Here is a 14,866-nt window from a genome sequence, read left to right on the forward strand (position 1 = left end):
GCGGAGCCGTCCGGGCTCAGTCGCGCTCGTCCTCGTGGGACTCGCGGGGCCGGGGGACGCCGGCGCGGACGGCCCCGTGCTCCCCGTGGGCGTCGTCCTCCCCGTCGGCGTCGTAGGTGTCGGCGGGCTCGTGGCCCTCGTGGCCCTCCTGCCCCCCAAGCACCTCGTTCACCTCGTGCTCCTCCTCCGCATCGTCACCGGGCTGGCCGTACTGGCGCAGCCTCTCGGCGACGCGGGCGAGTTCGCGCTTGGACAGCAGCGAGGGCGAGAAACCGGCCACCGAGCGGGCCGCGAGCCAGACCTGGCACATCCATTCCAGCTGGGCGGTGCGGTCGTAGGCCTGCTCGAGGTCGTCGCCGTAGACGATGGTGCCGTGGTTGCGCAGCAGGCAGCCCGTGCGGTCGCGGAGCGCGCGCAGGACGTTGGCCGCCAGTTCCTCGCTGCCGTACGTGGCGTAGTCCGCGACGCGTATCCGGCCGCCCAGGGCCGCGGCCATGTAGTGGATGGCGGGGAGTTCGTAGAGGAGCGTGGAGACGGCGGTGGCGTGCACGGCGTGGGTGTGGACGACGGCGCCCGCGTCGGTGTGCCGGTAGATCGCCAGGTGCATCGCCAGCTCGCTCGTCGGGCGCAGCTTGCCGAGCACCTGCTTGCCGTCCAGGCCGACCCCGACCGTGTCGTCCGGGCCGAGGCGGTGGTAGGGCACTCCGCTGGGGGTGACGAGCACGAGGTCGTCACCCACACGCACCGACACATTGCCGGACGTACCGACCACGAGGCCGTCGTCGACCGAACGGCGGGCCGTGTCCACCAGCTCCGACCAGGCCCGCGCCACCGCGTTCCGCACCGACATCCGTGCCACCTCCGAGCGCTGATCCTGACAGGTTGACCGTTGCCGCCCGCTCCCGGGGCACAGTAACGTCCCGGCACACCTTCCGGACCGATCGCGCATACGAATTGCAGGGGCACCATGACCACCGTCAACGGCGGCATCTCCTTCTGGTACGCGAAGTCGGGGCTGCCCGCGCCGCGTGAGCCGCTGCCCGGGGACACCACCGCCGACGTGTGCATCGTCGGGGGCGGCTACACGGGACTGTGGACCGCCTACTACCTCAAGAAGGCCGTGCCCTTCCTGCGGATCGTCGTCCTGGAGCAGCGCTTCTGCGGCTACGGCGCCTCCGGCCGCAACGGCGGCTGGCTGTACAACGGCATCGCCGGCCGCGACCGCTACGCCGCGCTGCACGGCCGTGACGCCGCCGTGGCCCTGCAACGCGCGATGAACGGGACGGTGGACGAGGTGATCCGGGTCGCCGCCGAAGAGGGCATCGACGCGGACATCCACAAGGGCGGCGTGCTCGAGGTCGCGCACTCCCCCGCGCAGCTGGCCCGGCTCAGGGCGTTCCACGAGACCGAGGTCGCCTTCGGCGAGAAGGACCGCCTGCTGCTGGGCGCGGCCGAGTCCGCCGCGCGGATCAGGGTCGCCGGGACGGCCGGCGGTACCTGGACGCCGCACGGTGCACGCGTCCACCCGGTGAAGCTGGTGCAGGGGCTGGCCCGGGCGGTGGAGGCGCTCGGCGTCGTCGTCCACGAGTCGACCCCGGTGACCGAGATCCGGCCCAAGCACGCGCTCACGCCGTTCGGCAGCGTGCGCGCCCCCTACGTCCTGCGCTGCACGGAGGGGTTCACCGCCTCGCTCAAGGGCCAGAAGCGGTCGTGGCTGCCGATGAACTCCTCGATGATCGTGACGGAGCCGCTGCCGAAGGAGGTCTGGGACACCATCGGCTGGGAGGGCCGCGAGGCGCTCGGCGACATGGCACACGCGTACATGTACGCGCAGCGCACCGCCGACGACCGGGTCGCCATCGGCGGCCGCGGGGTGCCGTACCGCTTCGGCTCGCGCACGGACGACGACGGCCGCACGCAGGCGGCGACCATCGAGGCGCTGCGCGAGCTCCTGGTGCGCTTCTTCCCGGCGACGGGGCGGGTGGCGGTCGACCACGCCTGGTCCGGGGTGCTCGGCGTACCGCGCGACTGGTGCGCGACGGTGGAGCTGGACCGCTCCACCGGCCTCGGCTGGGCGGGCGGCTACGTCGGCAGCGGTGTCGCGACGGCGAACCTGGCGGCGCGGACGCTGCGGGACCTCGTCCAGCTGGACTCCGGCCAGGCGCACGGCACGGAGCTGACGGCCCTGCCGTGGGTGCACCACCGCGTGCGGCGCTGGGAGCCGGAGCCGTTCCGGTGGATCGGGGTGCACGGGCTGTACGCGGCCTACCGCGCCGCCGACCGCCGCGAGCAGACCGGCCGCAGCACGGAGACCGACCGCGTCGCCCGCATCGCGGACCGCATCTCGGGCCGCCGCTGAGGGGATGCGGCCGGTACGTGGAGCGCCGGTGGGTGCCGCGCCGGGTGTTCGGCTGTCCCGCCGTCTCGCGCCCTTCGGGCGCGAGACGCACCAGCGTGGGATCCACCGCGTCCGACCCCCGTGACCAGGATCTCTTCCGCCGCACCAGAAAGGCGCGGTAAAAGGCACAGAAGCGTTGAATACCGGGCGAAGTGCAGCCCGCCCCGCACCCCCCGCGCGCACTGGCACCGCCGCGCCTCCCCTCGTTCACCTTCCGTTCATCCGGACTCCGTACGGTCGCCACCGCCACTGTCCGATCGAACGAATGCCTGGGTCAATGGAACACATCACGCTCCTGATCGGAATCGTGATCATTACCGCACTCGTGTTCGACTTCACGAACGGTTTCCACGACACCGCCAATGCGATGGCGACCACCATCTCCACTGGCGCGCTCAAGCCCAAGACGGCGGTGGCCATGTCCGCCGTGCTCAATCTCGTCGGCGCCTTCCTCTCCGTGGAGGTGGCGAAGACGATCTCCGGCGGCATCCTCGACGAGACCGCGGGCATCAGGCCCGAGGTGATCTTCGCGGGGCTCGTCGGCGCGATCGTCTGGAACCTGCTGACCTGGCTGGCGGGCCTTCCCTCCAGTTCCTCCCACGCCCTGTTCGGCGGCCTCATCGGCGCCTCCGTCGCCTCGTCGGGCTGGGGCTCGATCAACGGTGACGCGGTCGTCATGAAGGTCCTGATCCCGGCCGTCTGCGCCCCGGTGGTCGCCGGCATCGCCGCCATGCTGGCGACCCGGCTGACGTACCGCATCGGCCGCAACGCCGACCCCGCCGCCACCGCCAAGGGCTACCGGGCCGGACAGATCGCCTCGGCCGGTCTGGTCTCCCTCGCGCACGGCACCAACGACGCACAGAAGACCATGGGTGTCATCACCCTCGCCCTGATCGCGGGCAATGTCGTCGCCCCCGACTCCGACCCGCCGCTGTGGGTCATCGTGTCGGCGGGCATGGCCATCGCCCTCGGCACCTTCATCGGCGGCTGGCGGATCATCCGCACCATGGGCAAGGGCATCACCGACATCCAGCCGCCGCAGGGCTTCGCCGCCCAGACCGGCGCCGCCACCGTCATCCTGGCCTCCTCGCACCTCGGCTTCTCGCTGTCCACCACACAGGTCTGCTCCGGTTCCGTCATGGGCGCCGGTGTCGGCCGCAAGGGCGGCGTCGTCCGCTGGAGCACCGCGGGTCGCATGTCCGCCGCATGGGCGCTCACCCTTCCGGCCGCCGGCCTGGTCGCGGCGGCCGCCGCGCTCCTGGCCGACCAGGGAGACCTGGGCGTCACCGCGGTCGCCGTCCTGGCGCTCGCGGCCTGCACCGCGATCTGGATCGCCTCGCGCCGCAAGCCCGTCGACCACACCAACGTCAACGAGGCCGAGGCCCACGGCACCGCCGCGGAGCCGGGCGTCATCACCACGGCCATCGCCGCGGTGATCCCGCCGCCCCCCGGTCTCACGGCCGCCGCCACCGTCGACGCCGACCCCGCCCAGGCCTCCGCCTGACGGCGGCGCCGCACCGGCACCGGAAGGAACCAGCATCATGCACATCGACTGGGCTGCCCTCGGCTCCGTCTTCGGCGTCAGCCTCGCCGTGACCGTCGGACTCGTCGGCCTGTTCACCCTCGGCATCGTGGGCCTGTCCAAGCAGGCCACCGCGGACGGCGGCGAGGCGGGTACCTCCGCCGGCGGCCCGGCCGTGGCCCGCACCGGCGCTTACCTGTGCTTCGCGCTGTGCGCGGCGGCGGTCGCGTACGGGATCTACCTGATCGTCGCCTGACCCGCACCTCCGCGCGCACCGCGGTGTGAAGTTGACCTCAGCTCCCGGCTTTCCGGCCGTGAGCTGGGGTTTCCTCTTTTCCACAGACCGTCGCGGTGAGTTGACGGGCCGGAGCGGCGCGTGGTGGTATCGGAACCGCCAACGGCGGCAGGAGAGGAAGTCCGGTGCGAATCCGGCGCGGTCCCGCCACTGTCACCGGGGAGCGGACCCCCGCCCATGGCCACGGCCCGAACGCAGGGCTGGAAGGCCGGGGGTGCCGCCGATCCGGGAGCCAGGAGACTCTCGTCGCCGGTCACGTCGAACCAGGGCGCGGACCCTGAGTGAGGACTCCTGTGATGCGCGGCCCCGGCCGTTCACCCGACACCGGCGCCGCCGCGGCGTGCGCGTTCGCCACCGGTACCACCCTCGGCTGGCTCGCCGACCTCGCCCTCGCCGACCCGCGCCGCGGTCACCCCGTGGCGCTGTTCGGCAGCGCCGCCGCCGGGCTGGAGCGCGCGTTGTGGCGCGACCACCGCGGCCGGGGCGCCCTCCACACGGCGCTGTGTGCGGGCGGCGCGATGGCGGCCGCGGCCGGGCTGCAGCGCGTGGCACGCCCTTCCGGCCCCGCCTCCGTCGCCCTGACGGCGGCGGCGACCTGGGCCGTGCTCGGCGGGACCTCCCTGGTACGGGAGGCGCGCGCGATCGGCGCCGCCCTGTCCGCCGGGGACATCCGGGCGGCGCGCGAGCGGCTGCCCCATCTGTGCGGCCGCGACCCGCAGGCTCTGGACGAGGACCAGCTGGCACGGGCGGTCGTGGAGTCCGTCGCGGAGAACACCTCGGACGCCGTCGTGGGCGCACTGGTGTGGGGCGCGCTGGGCGGCGTGCCTGGGCTGGTGGGCTTCCGGGCCGTCAACACCCTCGACGCGATGGTCGGTCACAAGTCGCCGCGGCACCGGCGGTTCGGCTGGGCGGCGGCCCGGCTGGACGACGTGGCCGGCTACCCCGGCGCCCGGTTGACCGCCATCCTCGCCGTGCTGGCCGGCCCCGACCCCCGAGGGGCGTGGCGTACCTGGCGCGGGGACGGCTCCCGGCATCCCAGCCCGAACGCGGGGCCGGTGGAGGCCACGTTCGCGGGGGCGTTGGGCGTACGCCTCGGGGGGACGCTTGCCTATGGCGGGCGGGTGGAGCACCGGCCCGTGCTGGGGGCGGGGAACCGGCCGGTGGAGGTACGGGACATCGAACGGGCGGCGCGGTTGTCGCGGCGGGTCGGCGCACTGGCGCTGGCCGTCGCGGTGGGCGGACGCCTGGCGTGGGGCGCGGTCGCCCGGAGTCGGAGGAGGGACGCATGAGGGGCGGGGGCCTGCTGGTCGCCGGGACGACGTCGGACGCCGGCAAGAGCGTCGTCACGGCGGGGATCTGCCGGTGGCTGGCGCGGCAGGGTGTGTCCGTGGCGCCGTTCAAGGCGCAGAACATGTCGCTGAACTCGTACGTGACGCGCGAGGGCGCCGAGATCGGCCGCGCCCAGGCGATGCAGGCCCAGGCGGCGCGCGTGGAGCCGTCGGCCCTGATGAACCCGGTGCTGCTCAAGCCCGGCGGCGACCGCACGAGCCAGGTCGTACTGTTGGGGCGCCCGGTGGGCGAGATGAGCGCGCGCGGCTACCACGACGGGAGCCGCGCGGAGCTGCTGCGGACCGTCACGGACTGCCTGGAGCAGCTGCGCGGCCGGTACGACGCGGTGATCTGCGAGGGCGCCGGCAGCCCGGCCGAGATCAACCTGCGGCGGGGCGACATCGTCAACATGGGCCTGGCGCGGGCCGCCCGGCTCCCGGTGGTCGTGGTCGGCGACATCGACCGGGGCGGGGTCTTCGCCTCGTTCTTCGGCACGACGGCACTGCTCGCCCCCGAGGACCAGGAGCTGGTCTGCGGCTACCTGGTCAACAAGTTCCGCGGCGACGTGTCCCTGCTGGAGCCTGGACTGGAGATGCTGCACGGCCTGACCGGGCGCCGCTTCTACGGGGTGCTGCCGTTCCGGCACGGCCTCGGCATCGACGAGGAGGACGGGCTGCGCATGTCGCTGCGCGGCACCATCCGGGAGTCGGGCACGGCGCCGCCGCACGGGGAGGACGTCCTGCGGGTGGCCGTGGCGGCGGTCCCGCTGATGTCGAACTTCACCGACGTGGACGCGCTCGCCGCTGAGCCCGGCGTCGTCGTCCGCTTCGTCGACCGGCCGGAGGAACTCGCCGACGCCGACCTCGTCGTGCTGCCCGGCACCCGCGGCACGGTCAAGGCCCTGGAGTGGCTGCGGCGGCGGGGCCTGGCCGACGCGGTCGTCCGCAGGGCCGCCGAGGGCCGCCCGGTGCTGGGCGTCTGCGGTGGCTTCCAGATGCTCGCCGAGACGATCGAGGACGACGTGGAGTCGCGGGCGGGCACGGTCCGCGGACTCGGGCTGCTGCCGGTGCGGGTCCGCTTCGCCGTCGGGAAGACCCTGGCCCGGCCTGCCGGAAAGGCTTATGGCGAACCGGTCGAGGGGTACGAGATCCACCACGGCGTCGCCGACGTCCACGGCGGCGACGAGCCCTTCCTCGACGGCTGCCGCACCGGGGCGGTCTGGGGCACCCACTGGCACGGCTCGCTGGAGAGCGACGGCTTCCGCCGCGCCTTCCTGCGCCGCGTCGCGCGAGCCGCGGGACGCCGCTTCGTGCCCGCCCCCGGCACCTCCTTCGGCGCGCTCCGCGAGGAGCAACTGGACCGGCTGGGCGATCTGATCGAGGAGCACGCCGACACCGGTGCCCTGCTCCGCCTGATCGAGCAGGGCCCCCCTGCGGGGCTGCCCTTCGTTCCACCGGGAGCGCCGTGAGCACCCCGTCGACGGACCGGAGCCGGGCCGTCCGCAATGACCGCCGCAACGACCGTTCGCCCCAGGAGGCCGCGTGAGCACCCCTTACCCCTTCACCGCGATCGTCGGGATGGCGGACCTGCGGCTGGCGCTGCTGCTGAACGCGGTCAGCCCGGCGGTGGGCGGTGTGCTGGTGCGCGGCGAGAAGGGCACCGCCAAGTCGACCGCCGTACGGGCGTTGTCGGCGCTGCTGCCACCCGTGGACGTCGTGCCCGGCTGCCGCTTCGGCTGCGACCCGGCGGCGCCGGATCCCGCGTGCCCCGACGGGCCGCACGGGCCGGACGCCGGCGCGGAGAGCCGGCCGGCGCGCATGGTGGAGCTGCCGGTCGGCGCGTCCGAGGACCGGCTCGTCGGCGCCCTGGACATCGAACGGGCCCTGGCGGAGGGCGTGAAGGCCTTCGAGCCGGGGCTGCTGGCCGACGCGCACCGCGGCGTGCTCTACGTGGACGAGGTCAACCTCCTCCACGACCATCTGGTGGACCTGCTGCTGGACGCGGCCGCCATGGGCGCGTCCTACGTCGAGCGGGAGGGCGTCTCGGTGCGCCACGCCGCGCGTTTCCTCCTCGTCGGCACGATGAACCCCGAAGAGGGCGAGCTGCGGCCGCAGTTGCTCGACCGCTTCGGCCTCACGGTGGAGGTCGCGGCGTCGCGGGAGACGGACGAGCGGGTGGAGGTCGTACGGCGGCGCCTGGCCTACGACGCGGACCCGGCGGGCTTCGCCGCCGCCTGGCAGGCGGAAGAGCGGGAGCTGCGGGAGCGGATCGCGGCCGCGCGGGCGCTGCTGCCCTCGGTGCGGCTCGGGGACGGCGTGCTCCGGCAGATCGCGGCGACCTGCGCGGCCTTCGAGGTGGACGGGATGCGCGCGGACATCGTCATGGCGCGCGCGGCGACCGCGCTCGCGGCCTGGGCCGGGCGCGGCGACGTGACCGACGCCGACGTGCGGCAGGCCGCGCTGCTCGCGCTGCCGCACCGGCGCCGCCGCAACCCCTTCGACGCGCCGGGCCTGGACCAGGACAAGCTCGACGAGACCCTGGAGCGCAACCGCGGCCAGGACGACGACCCGGACCCGGATCCCGGCCCCGACGGCGACGGTCCCGACGGCGGCGGCCGCCCGCCTGGGGGCGACGACGGCACCCCGGACATCGCCCCGCCCAGGGAGCCGGCGGAGTCCGGACCCCAGGCGGAGGGCGCGGACGCCGCGCCGGACGCCGGGGAACGGGCCGCGGTGCCCGCTGCCGAGCCGTTCAAGGCCCGCGCCCTGACCGTTCCCGGACTCGGCGAGGGCGCCGCCGGCCGCCGCTCCCGGGCCCGTACCGCGCACGGCAGGACGACCGGCGCCCGGCGGCCCCACGGCACCCTGTCCAAGCTGCACCTGGCCGCCACCGTGCACGCCGCCGCGCCGCACCAGCGGGCGCGCGGACGCGGCGGCCCGGGCCTGGTGATCCGCCGGGACGACCTGCGCGAGGCGGTCCGCGAGGGCCGCGAGGGCAACCTCGTGCTCTTCCTCGTCGACGCCTCGGGTTCGATGGCCGCCCGTCAGCGCATGAGGGCGGTCAAGGGCGCGGTGCTGTCGCTGCTGCTCGACGCCTACCAGCGGCGCGACAAGGTCGGGCTCATCACCTTCCGCGGCGCGGCCGCGGAGCTGGCGCTGCCGCCGACCTCCTCGGTCGACGCGGGCGCGGCACGCCTGGAGAGGCTGCCGACCGGCGGCCGCACCCCGCTGGCCGCCGGGCTGCTGAAGGCGCACGACGTGCTGCGCGTGGAGCGGCTGCGGGACGCCTCGCGCCGCCCGCTGCTGGTCGTGGTCACCGACGGACGGGCGACCGGCGGCACCGAGCCGGTGCGCACCGCCGCGCGGGCCGCACGGCTGCTGGCGGCGGGGGGCACCGCCTCGGTGGTCGTCGACTGCGAGTCCGGGCCGGTACGGCTGGGGCTCGCGGGCGAGCTGGCCCGCGAACTGCGGGGTGCCGCGGTGACATTGGACGAGCTGCGCGCGGACCGCGTCGCGGCACTGGTACGGGATGTACGGAGGGCCGCGTAATGCCGCAGGGACAGCCGGGCGTCGTGCCGCAGGACGGCCTCACGACCCGTCAGCGCCGCAACCGGCCGCTGGTGATGGTGCACACCGGCACCGGCAAGGGGAAGTCGACGGCCGCCTTCGGGCTGGCGCTGCGGGCCTGGAACCAGGGCTGGCCGGTCGGGGTGTTCCAGTTCGTCAAGTCCGCCAAGTGGAAGGTCGGCGAGGAGCGGGCGCTGCGCGTGCTCGGCGCGTCCGGCGAGGGTGGCACCGTCGCCTGGCACAAGATGGGCGAGGGCTGGTCCTGGGTGCAGCGCGACATCTCCGAGAGCGAGGACGCCGCCCGCGAGGGCTGGGAGCAGGTCAAGCGCGACCTGGCCGCCGAGACCTACCGGCTTTACGTGCTGGACGAGTTCGCCTACCCGCTGCACTGGGGCTGGATCGACGCCGGCGAGGTGGTCTCGGTGCTGCGCGACCGCCCCGGCACCCAGCACGTCGTCATCACCGGGCGCAACGCCCCGCAGCCGCTGCTGGACTTCGCGGACCTGGTCACCGAGATGGGCAAGGTGAAGCACCCGATGGACGCCGGCCAGAAGGGCCAGAAGGGCATCGAGTGGTAGCCAGGCTCGTCGTCGCGGCCCCGGCCTCGGGCAGCGGCAAGACCACCGTCGCCACGGGACTGATGGCCGCCTTCGCCGAGGCCGGGCTCGCGGTCTCCCCGCACAAGGTGGGCCCCGACTACATCGACCCCGGCTACCACGCGCTGGCCACCGGCCGCCCGGGCCGCAACCTGGACGCGTACATGTGCGGCCCGGAGCGGATCGCGCCGCTGTTCCTGCACGGCGCGCGCGGGGCCGACCTGGCCGTCGTGGAGGGTGTGATGGGGCTCTTCGACGGCGCCTCCGGGATGGGCGAGCTGGCCTCGACCGCCCATGTGGCGAAGCTGCTGCGGGCGCCGGTGGTGCTGGTGGTGGACGCCTCGTCGCAGTCCCGTTCGGTGGCGGCGCTGGTGCACGGCTTCGCCTCGTGGGACCCGGAGGTGCGGGTCGCCGGCGTCATCCTCAACAAGGTCGGCTCCGACCGGCACGAGGAGCTGCTGCGCGACGCCCTGGACGGCGCGGGTGTGCCGGTGCTGGGAGCGCTGCGGCGTGACACGGCGGTCGGCACGCCCTCCCGGCACCTGGGTCTGGTCCCGGTCGCGGAGCGACGGGCGGACGCCGTCGACTCCGTGCGGGCCCTGGCCGCCCGGGCGCGGGCGGGCTGTGACCTGGACGCGCTGCTGGCGCTGGCGCGCAGCGCTCCCCCGCTCGCGGACGAGCCCTGGGACCCGCTGGAGGCGGCAGCCGGCCCGGCGGCACCGCCCGCCCGCCCGGTGGTCGCGGTGGCGGGCGGTGCCGCTTTCACCTTCTCCTACGCCGAGCACGTCGAACTGCTCACCGCGGCGGGGGCACAGGTCGTCACCTTCGACCCGCTGCGCGACGAGCACCTGCCGGCCGGCGCCGCGGGCCTCGTCATAGGCGGCGGGTTCCCCGAGATGTACTCCCCCGAACTGTCCGCCAACGAGCCGCTGCGCGAGGCCGTCGCCGCCTTCACCGGGCCCGTGACGGCCGAGTGCGCGGGCCTGCTCTACCTCGGGCGGGAGCTGGACGGACGTCCCATGTGCGGGGTGCTGGACACCACGGCCCGCATGTCGGACCGGCTCACGCTGGGCTACCGCGAGGCGGTCGCGATCGCCGACAACGCGCTGGCGGCCGCCGGGACCCGGGTGCGCGGCCACGAGTTCCACCGCACCGTGGTGGAGCCCGCCGCCGGGGACACACCCGCCTGGGGCGTGATCCGGCCGGAGCGGCGCGTCGAGGGCTTCGTGCGAGGCGGCGTCCACGCGTCGTATCTGCACGTCCACTGGGCCGCCGAGCCGTCCCTGGCGCGGCGGTTCGTCGCCTCCTGCGCGGGCGGGGCGGGCGTGCCCCCGTGGCCGCCCCCGTGAGCGCCCCCGTGAGCGTCGTTGTCGGCGTCGGGGCGGGCCGGGGTGTGGCGGCGGCCGAAGTGCTCGCGCTCGTACGGTCCGTGCTCGCCGAGGCCGGGGTGTCCGAGGCGTCCGTCGCGGCGCTGGCCACCGTGGACGCCAAGGCCGGTGAGCCGGGCCTCGTCACGGCCGCGGCGCGGCTGGGCGTCCCCCTGGTGACCTGCGACGCGCGAACGCTGGCCGCGGTCGAGGTGCCGACCCCCTCGGGCGCTGCGCTGACCGCGGTCGGCACGCCCTCCGTGGCGGAGGCGGCGGCGCTCGCCGCGTCCGCCGGCGGCGTACTGCTGGTGCCGAAGCGGAAGTCCGCCCCCGGGGACGGTACGGCGAGGGCGACGGCGGCCGTGGCGCGGCACCGTACGCCCGATGACGGCACACCCGGCACACCCGGCACGCACGGCACGACGGAGGAGACGGCACCGTGATCAACCCCTCGCCCGAGGACGTACTCGAGCGGCGCGTCGACGCCGCGCTGGGCGGCGGCCGCCGTACGCCGCCGGACCGGGCGGCGACCATGGTGCTGCTGGTCGGCGCGGGCTCCCCCGAAGCCGCCGACAACGCCGAAGTGGCCCGTACCGCACGGCTGCTGTGGGAGGGCCGGGGCTACGCGGGCGTGGAGACCGCATTCCTGACGACGGCGGCGCCGGACGTCCCCGCCGGACTGGAGCGCTGCGCACGGCTCGGCGCGCGGCGGATCGTCGTACTGACCTGCTTCCCCGCGGACGCGGCCCTGGAGGAGCGGGTCGGGCGGCAGGCGCAGGGCTGGGCCGAGGCGCGTCCCGGGGTCGACGTGCGGCGCGCGCCGCCAGGTGACGCCGCGGCCGCGCAGCAGGGACCCGACGACGGTGACCACGACCTGCGGCACCATGGCGACGCCGAGGTCCGCGACGGCGGCGGGGACCTCACCGACCTCGCCGTCAACGTGCGCGCCGGCACACCCCCGCGGTGGCTGAGGGAACGCCTCGCGGCCACCCTCGACGGGCTGGCCGGCTACCCCGACGACCGCGCCGCGCACCGGGCGGTCGCCGCCCGCCACGGCCGCCCGGTGGAGGAGGTGCTGCTCACGGCGGGCGCCGCGGAGGCGTTCGTCCTGCTGGCCCGCACCACGCGGGCCCGCCACGCGGTGGTCGTGCACCCGCAGTTCACGGAGCCGGAGGCCGCGCTGCGGGACGCCGGGCACCGGGTCCACCGCGTCGTGCTGCGCGCGGAGGACAGCTTCCGACTCGACCCGTGGGCGGTGCCGGAAGCCGCCGACCTGGTGGTCGTCGGCAACCCGACCAACCCCACCTCCGTGCTGCACCCCGCGACCCGTCTCGCCCGCCTGGCCCGGCCGGGCCGCACCCTCGTCGTCGACGAGGCGTTCATGGACGCGGTGCCCGGCGAGCCCGGGAGCCTCGCCGCCCGCCGCGACCTGCCCGGCCTGGTGGTGCTGCGCAGCCTCACCAAGACCTGGGGTCTGGCGGGCCTGCGGGTCGGCTACGTCCTCGGCGACCGCGAGCGTGTGGCGGCGCTGCGCCGCGCCCAGCCCCTGTGGGCGGTCTCCGCGCCCGGCCTCACCGCCGCCGAGGCCTGCAGCGCCCCCGCGGCCCTCGCGGAGGCCGAGGAGGCGGCCCGCCGGATCGCCGCCGACCGCGACCACCTGCTGCGCCGGCTCGCCGAGTTCGACGACGTCGAGGTCGCCGGCCCGGCCCGCGGCCCCTTCATCCTGCTTCGCCTCCCCGGAGCGGTTGCCGTCCGCGAACGCCTGCGCGACCTCGGCTTCGCCGTCCGCCGCGCCGACACCTTCCCGGGTCTGTCCCCCGACTGGCTCCGCCTCGCCGTCCGCGACCCCGCCACGACCGACCGCTTCGCGGCCGCCCTGTCCAAGGCCCTGACCGGCTGACGCCGATTCGTCACCCGAGCCATGTGCAGGCCCTGCGGGCTCACCGCGACGCGGCGCCTTGTTCCCCTCGTCGCCGGGTACGGGACGGTGCTCGCCCACGATGCGCTGCCGCGCGATCACCAGGAGACGACCCCGGCGGGCTGGCCGCCGGCGACGGGCTCACCGCGACGTCGCACCAGGGGGCCCCGGTCACCGAACCGGAGGCCGCCCCCGCCCGTGCTGCCGAGCCCCTGACGAGTGGTCACCTGGCCGCGGCTGCGATGCCACGCCGCCATGGCCACGCACGCGGCCCGTTCGGGCGGCCACGGACGCCCCGCCGAGGACGCACGGCACCTGGAACCGGCCAGCGGCTCAGCCCTTGACGCCCAGGGCCTGGATGTCGAGGCCGCCCAGGGCGGTGGACGTAGGCGTTGGTCGGGCGGTCGGAGCGATAGCTGAGGCGGCGGTCGTAAGGGAAGGGCAGGGGCGTGCCGCGGTCCTGGGCGGTGGAGTCGACGGTGCGCCAGCGGTCGTCCGCGGCCTTGCGGTCGGTCTCGGGGTCGGCCTCGTTCCTCAGGGAGTTGATCTCGCGGTCGTCCAGCCGCGCGTAGTTGCTGGGGCTGGACGGCAGCGGCAGCGGGCGCAGGAACCCGGCCGGGGAGGGCCAGTCGGACTGCCAGGTGGTCATGTCGATCCCCCAGCCCTTGTCCTTGATCTGCTGCTGGCCGCGTGGGCGGCGCATGAGCGAGCGAAAGGGGCCGGGAGCGACGCGGGAACCACGTGGAGGGCGGCTCCGGTCACTCCGCCGCCCTCCACGTCCCCCCTCACCCCCTGGTCCGCCCCCTGGGGTCACCCGGGTTCGTCAGTCCCGGGCGCTCTCGGCCGCCGGCTTGCGGCGGGTCCTGCGGATCACGAGGAACCCGGCGGCGAACAGCAGGACCGAACCGCCCGCGAGATACGGGGTCATGGAGCTGCTGCCGGTCTCGGCGAGGTCACCGGTGGCCGCGGGCGCGGCCTGGGGGGACTGGTCGGCGCGCGCGGACTCCGAGGGCGCGGCCGACTGTGAGGGCTGCGCGGACTGCGACGGCTGCTCGGACTCACCGCCGGTCTGCGGCTCCTCGCCGCTGCCGGAGTCGTCGCCGCCGTGTCCGCCGTCCTGGTGCCCACCACCGCCGCCGTGTCCGCCGCGGCGGGGCGTCTCGCAGGTGGCCCCGGCGAGGGTGACGGTGCCGTTCACCTCGGCGACGCCGAGCTTGAGCGGGTTCACCTCCACCGACAGTTCCAGTGCGGTGGCGGCGGCGCTGCGCGAGGTGACGGTCTTCTTGGCGAGTTCGAGGCGGACCTCGCCCACGCCGGGCACCTTCACCAGGGTCGTGCCGTCGGCCGAGACCGCGACGCGCTTGCCGAGGACGACGACGTGGCCGGGCAGCTCGACGTCGGCGACCGGCCTCCGGCCGGCCACGCACGTGGCGCGCGCGGAGAGCGTGTCGGCCTTGATGAGCCCGAGGAACGGCAGTCCCGGCAGGTTGACGCGCGCCTTGACGAGGTTGGCGTAGCCCTCCGCCTTGTGGCGGTCGGCGGTGGCCCGGGCGGTGGCGACCTCGGCGCGCAGGACGCTGAACGGTTTGCCGTGGTCGACCCCGTCGAGGGTGGCCGTGAGCGCGGTCTCGTCGGCGCTCGCGGGTGCGCGCACCTCGTTGAGCGTCAGATTCAGCGGCACGTCGACGGAGTCGCGGAGCAGCGAGACCTCCAGGCCGGTCCGCAGGACGACCGCACCGGCCTTGCCGGTCGAGCCGTGGGTCCCCCCGGTCGCGGCGGCCGGGGTGGCGGGCCCCAGTGCGAGGGTGCCCGCCGCCAGCGCGACGGCGGCACCCAGCGCGGCGGCGGGACGGCGCGCGGGCATGCTGAAGGGAG

Annotated in this window: 12 protein-coding genes, 2 pseudogenes and 1 riboswitch; of the genes and pseudogenes, 11 read left to right on the forward strand and 3 right to left on the reverse strand. The window is 75.4% G+C overall.

All coding sequences use genetic code 11. From position 1 onward, the window contains the following. Window positions 1-199 precede the first annotated feature (199 nt). Window positions 200-850, reverse strand: a pseudogene (locus tag AC3EUJ_RS21080) (class II aldolase/adducin family protein); the annotation flags it as partial. Window positions 851-967: 117 nt separating this feature from the next. Between AC3EUJ_RS21080 and AC3EUJ_RS21085 the strand changes: the two are divergent. The 11 genes and pseudogenes from AC3EUJ_RS21085 to cobC all read left to right on the forward strand — a co-directional run bounded on the left by AC3EUJ_RS21085 (window position 968) and on the right by cobC (window position 12,973). Next, the gene (locus tag AC3EUJ_RS21085) at window positions 968-2,359 is read left to right on the forward strand and encodes an NAD(P)/FAD-dependent oxidoreductase (RefSeq protein ID WP_431963585.1); all 1,392 of its coding nucleotides are present in this window, start codon (window positions 968-970) and stop codon (window positions 2,357-2,359) included. A 316-nt stretch (window positions 2,360-2,675) separates the two neighbouring features. Then, window positions 2,676-3,902 carry an inorganic phosphate transporter gene (locus AC3EUJ_RS21090; protein ID WP_431963587.1) on the forward strand — a complete coding sequence of 409 codons (1,227 nt, stop codon included), beginning with the start codon at window positions 2,676-2,678 and terminating at the stop codon, window positions 3,900-3,902. 37 nt (window positions 3,903-3,939) lie between these two features. Further along, the gene (locus AC3EUJ_RS21095) at window positions 3,940-4,176 is read left to right on the forward strand and encodes a hypothetical protein (RefSeq protein WP_431963589.1); all 237 of its coding nucleotides are present in this window, start codon (window positions 3,940-3,942) and stop codon (window positions 4,174-4,176) included. A 154-nt stretch (window positions 4,177-4,330) separates the two neighbouring features. Further along, window positions 4,331-4,457, forward strand: a riboswitch (cobalamin riboswitch). Between the two features lie 54 nt (window positions 4,458-4,511). Next, window positions 4,512-5,504, forward strand: coding sequence for a cobalamin biosynthesis protein (locus AC3EUJ_RS21100; RefSeq protein WP_431963591.1), 993 nt, complete (start codon window positions 4,512-4,514; stop codon window positions 5,502-5,504). Then, window positions 5,501-7,012: a cobyric acid synthase gene (locus AC3EUJ_RS21105; RefSeq protein ID WP_431963593.1), complete on the forward strand. Its 1,512-nt coding sequence runs from the start codon at window positions 5,501-5,503 to the stop codon at window positions 7,010-7,012. The genes AC3EUJ_RS21100 and AC3EUJ_RS21105 overlap by 4 nt, the downstream gene beginning before the upstream one ends. A gap of 73 nt (window positions 7,013-7,085) precedes the next feature. Next, window positions 7,086-9,092: a putative cobaltochelatase gene (locus AC3EUJ_RS21110; protein WP_431963595.1), complete on the forward strand. Its 2,007-nt coding sequence runs from the start codon at window positions 7,086-7,088 to the stop codon at window positions 9,090-9,092. Next, the gene (cobO, locus tag AC3EUJ_RS21115) at window positions 9,092-9,688 is read left to right on the forward strand and encodes a cob(I)yrinic acid a,c-diamide adenosyltransferase (protein WP_431963597.1); all 597 of its coding nucleotides are present in this window, start codon (window positions 9,092-9,094) and stop codon (window positions 9,686-9,688) included. Before AC3EUJ_RS21110 ends, cobO begins: the two co-directional genes overlap by 1 nt. Continuing rightward, window positions 9,682-11,055 carry a cobyrinic acid a,c-diamide synthase CobB gene (locus AC3EUJ_RS21120; protein WP_431963599.1) on the forward strand — a complete coding sequence of 458 codons (1,374 nt, stop codon included), beginning with the start codon at window positions 9,682-9,684 and terminating at the stop codon, window positions 11,053-11,055. The genes cobO and AC3EUJ_RS21120 overlap by 7 nt, the downstream gene beginning before the upstream one ends. Window positions 11,056-11,063: 8 nt before the next feature. Continuing rightward, window positions 11,064-11,516, forward strand: a complete 453-nt coding sequence (locus AC3EUJ_RS21125; protein WP_431963601.1) for a cobalamin biosynthesis protein — start codon at window positions 11,064-11,066, stop codon at window positions 11,514-11,516. An 89-nt stretch (window positions 11,517-11,605) separates the two neighbouring features. Beyond that, a pseudogene (locus AC3EUJ_RS21130) lies at window positions 11,606-11,839 on the forward strand (CbiX/SirB N-terminal domain-containing protein); the annotation flags it as partial. A 108-nt stretch (window positions 11,840-11,947) separates the two neighbouring features. Further along, complete coding sequence (cobC, locus tag AC3EUJ_RS21135; protein ID WP_431963662.1) at window positions 11,948-12,973, forward strand: Rv2231c family histidinol phosphate aminotransferase CobC; 1,026 nt, start codon at window positions 11,948-11,950, stop codon at window positions 12,971-12,973. A gap of 241 nt (window positions 12,974-13,214) precedes the next feature. Here cobC and AC3EUJ_RS21140 read toward each other — a convergent pair whose 3' ends face one another. Next, a complete protein-coding gene (locus AC3EUJ_RS21140) occupies window positions 13,215-13,694 on the reverse strand; it encodes a periplasmic substrate-binding domain-containing protein (protein WP_431963603.1) in 480 nt (159 codons plus the stop codon). 120 nt (window positions 13,695-13,814) lie between these two features. Continuing rightward, a complete protein-coding gene (locus tag AC3EUJ_RS21145; protein WP_431963605.1) occupies window positions 13,815-14,855 on the reverse strand; it encodes an SCO1860 family LAETG-anchored protein in 1,041 nt (346 codons plus the stop codon). Window positions 14,856-14,866: the final 11 nt, after the last annotated feature.

It is taken from the genome of Actinacidiphila sp. bgisy160 (genome assembly GCF_057707815.1).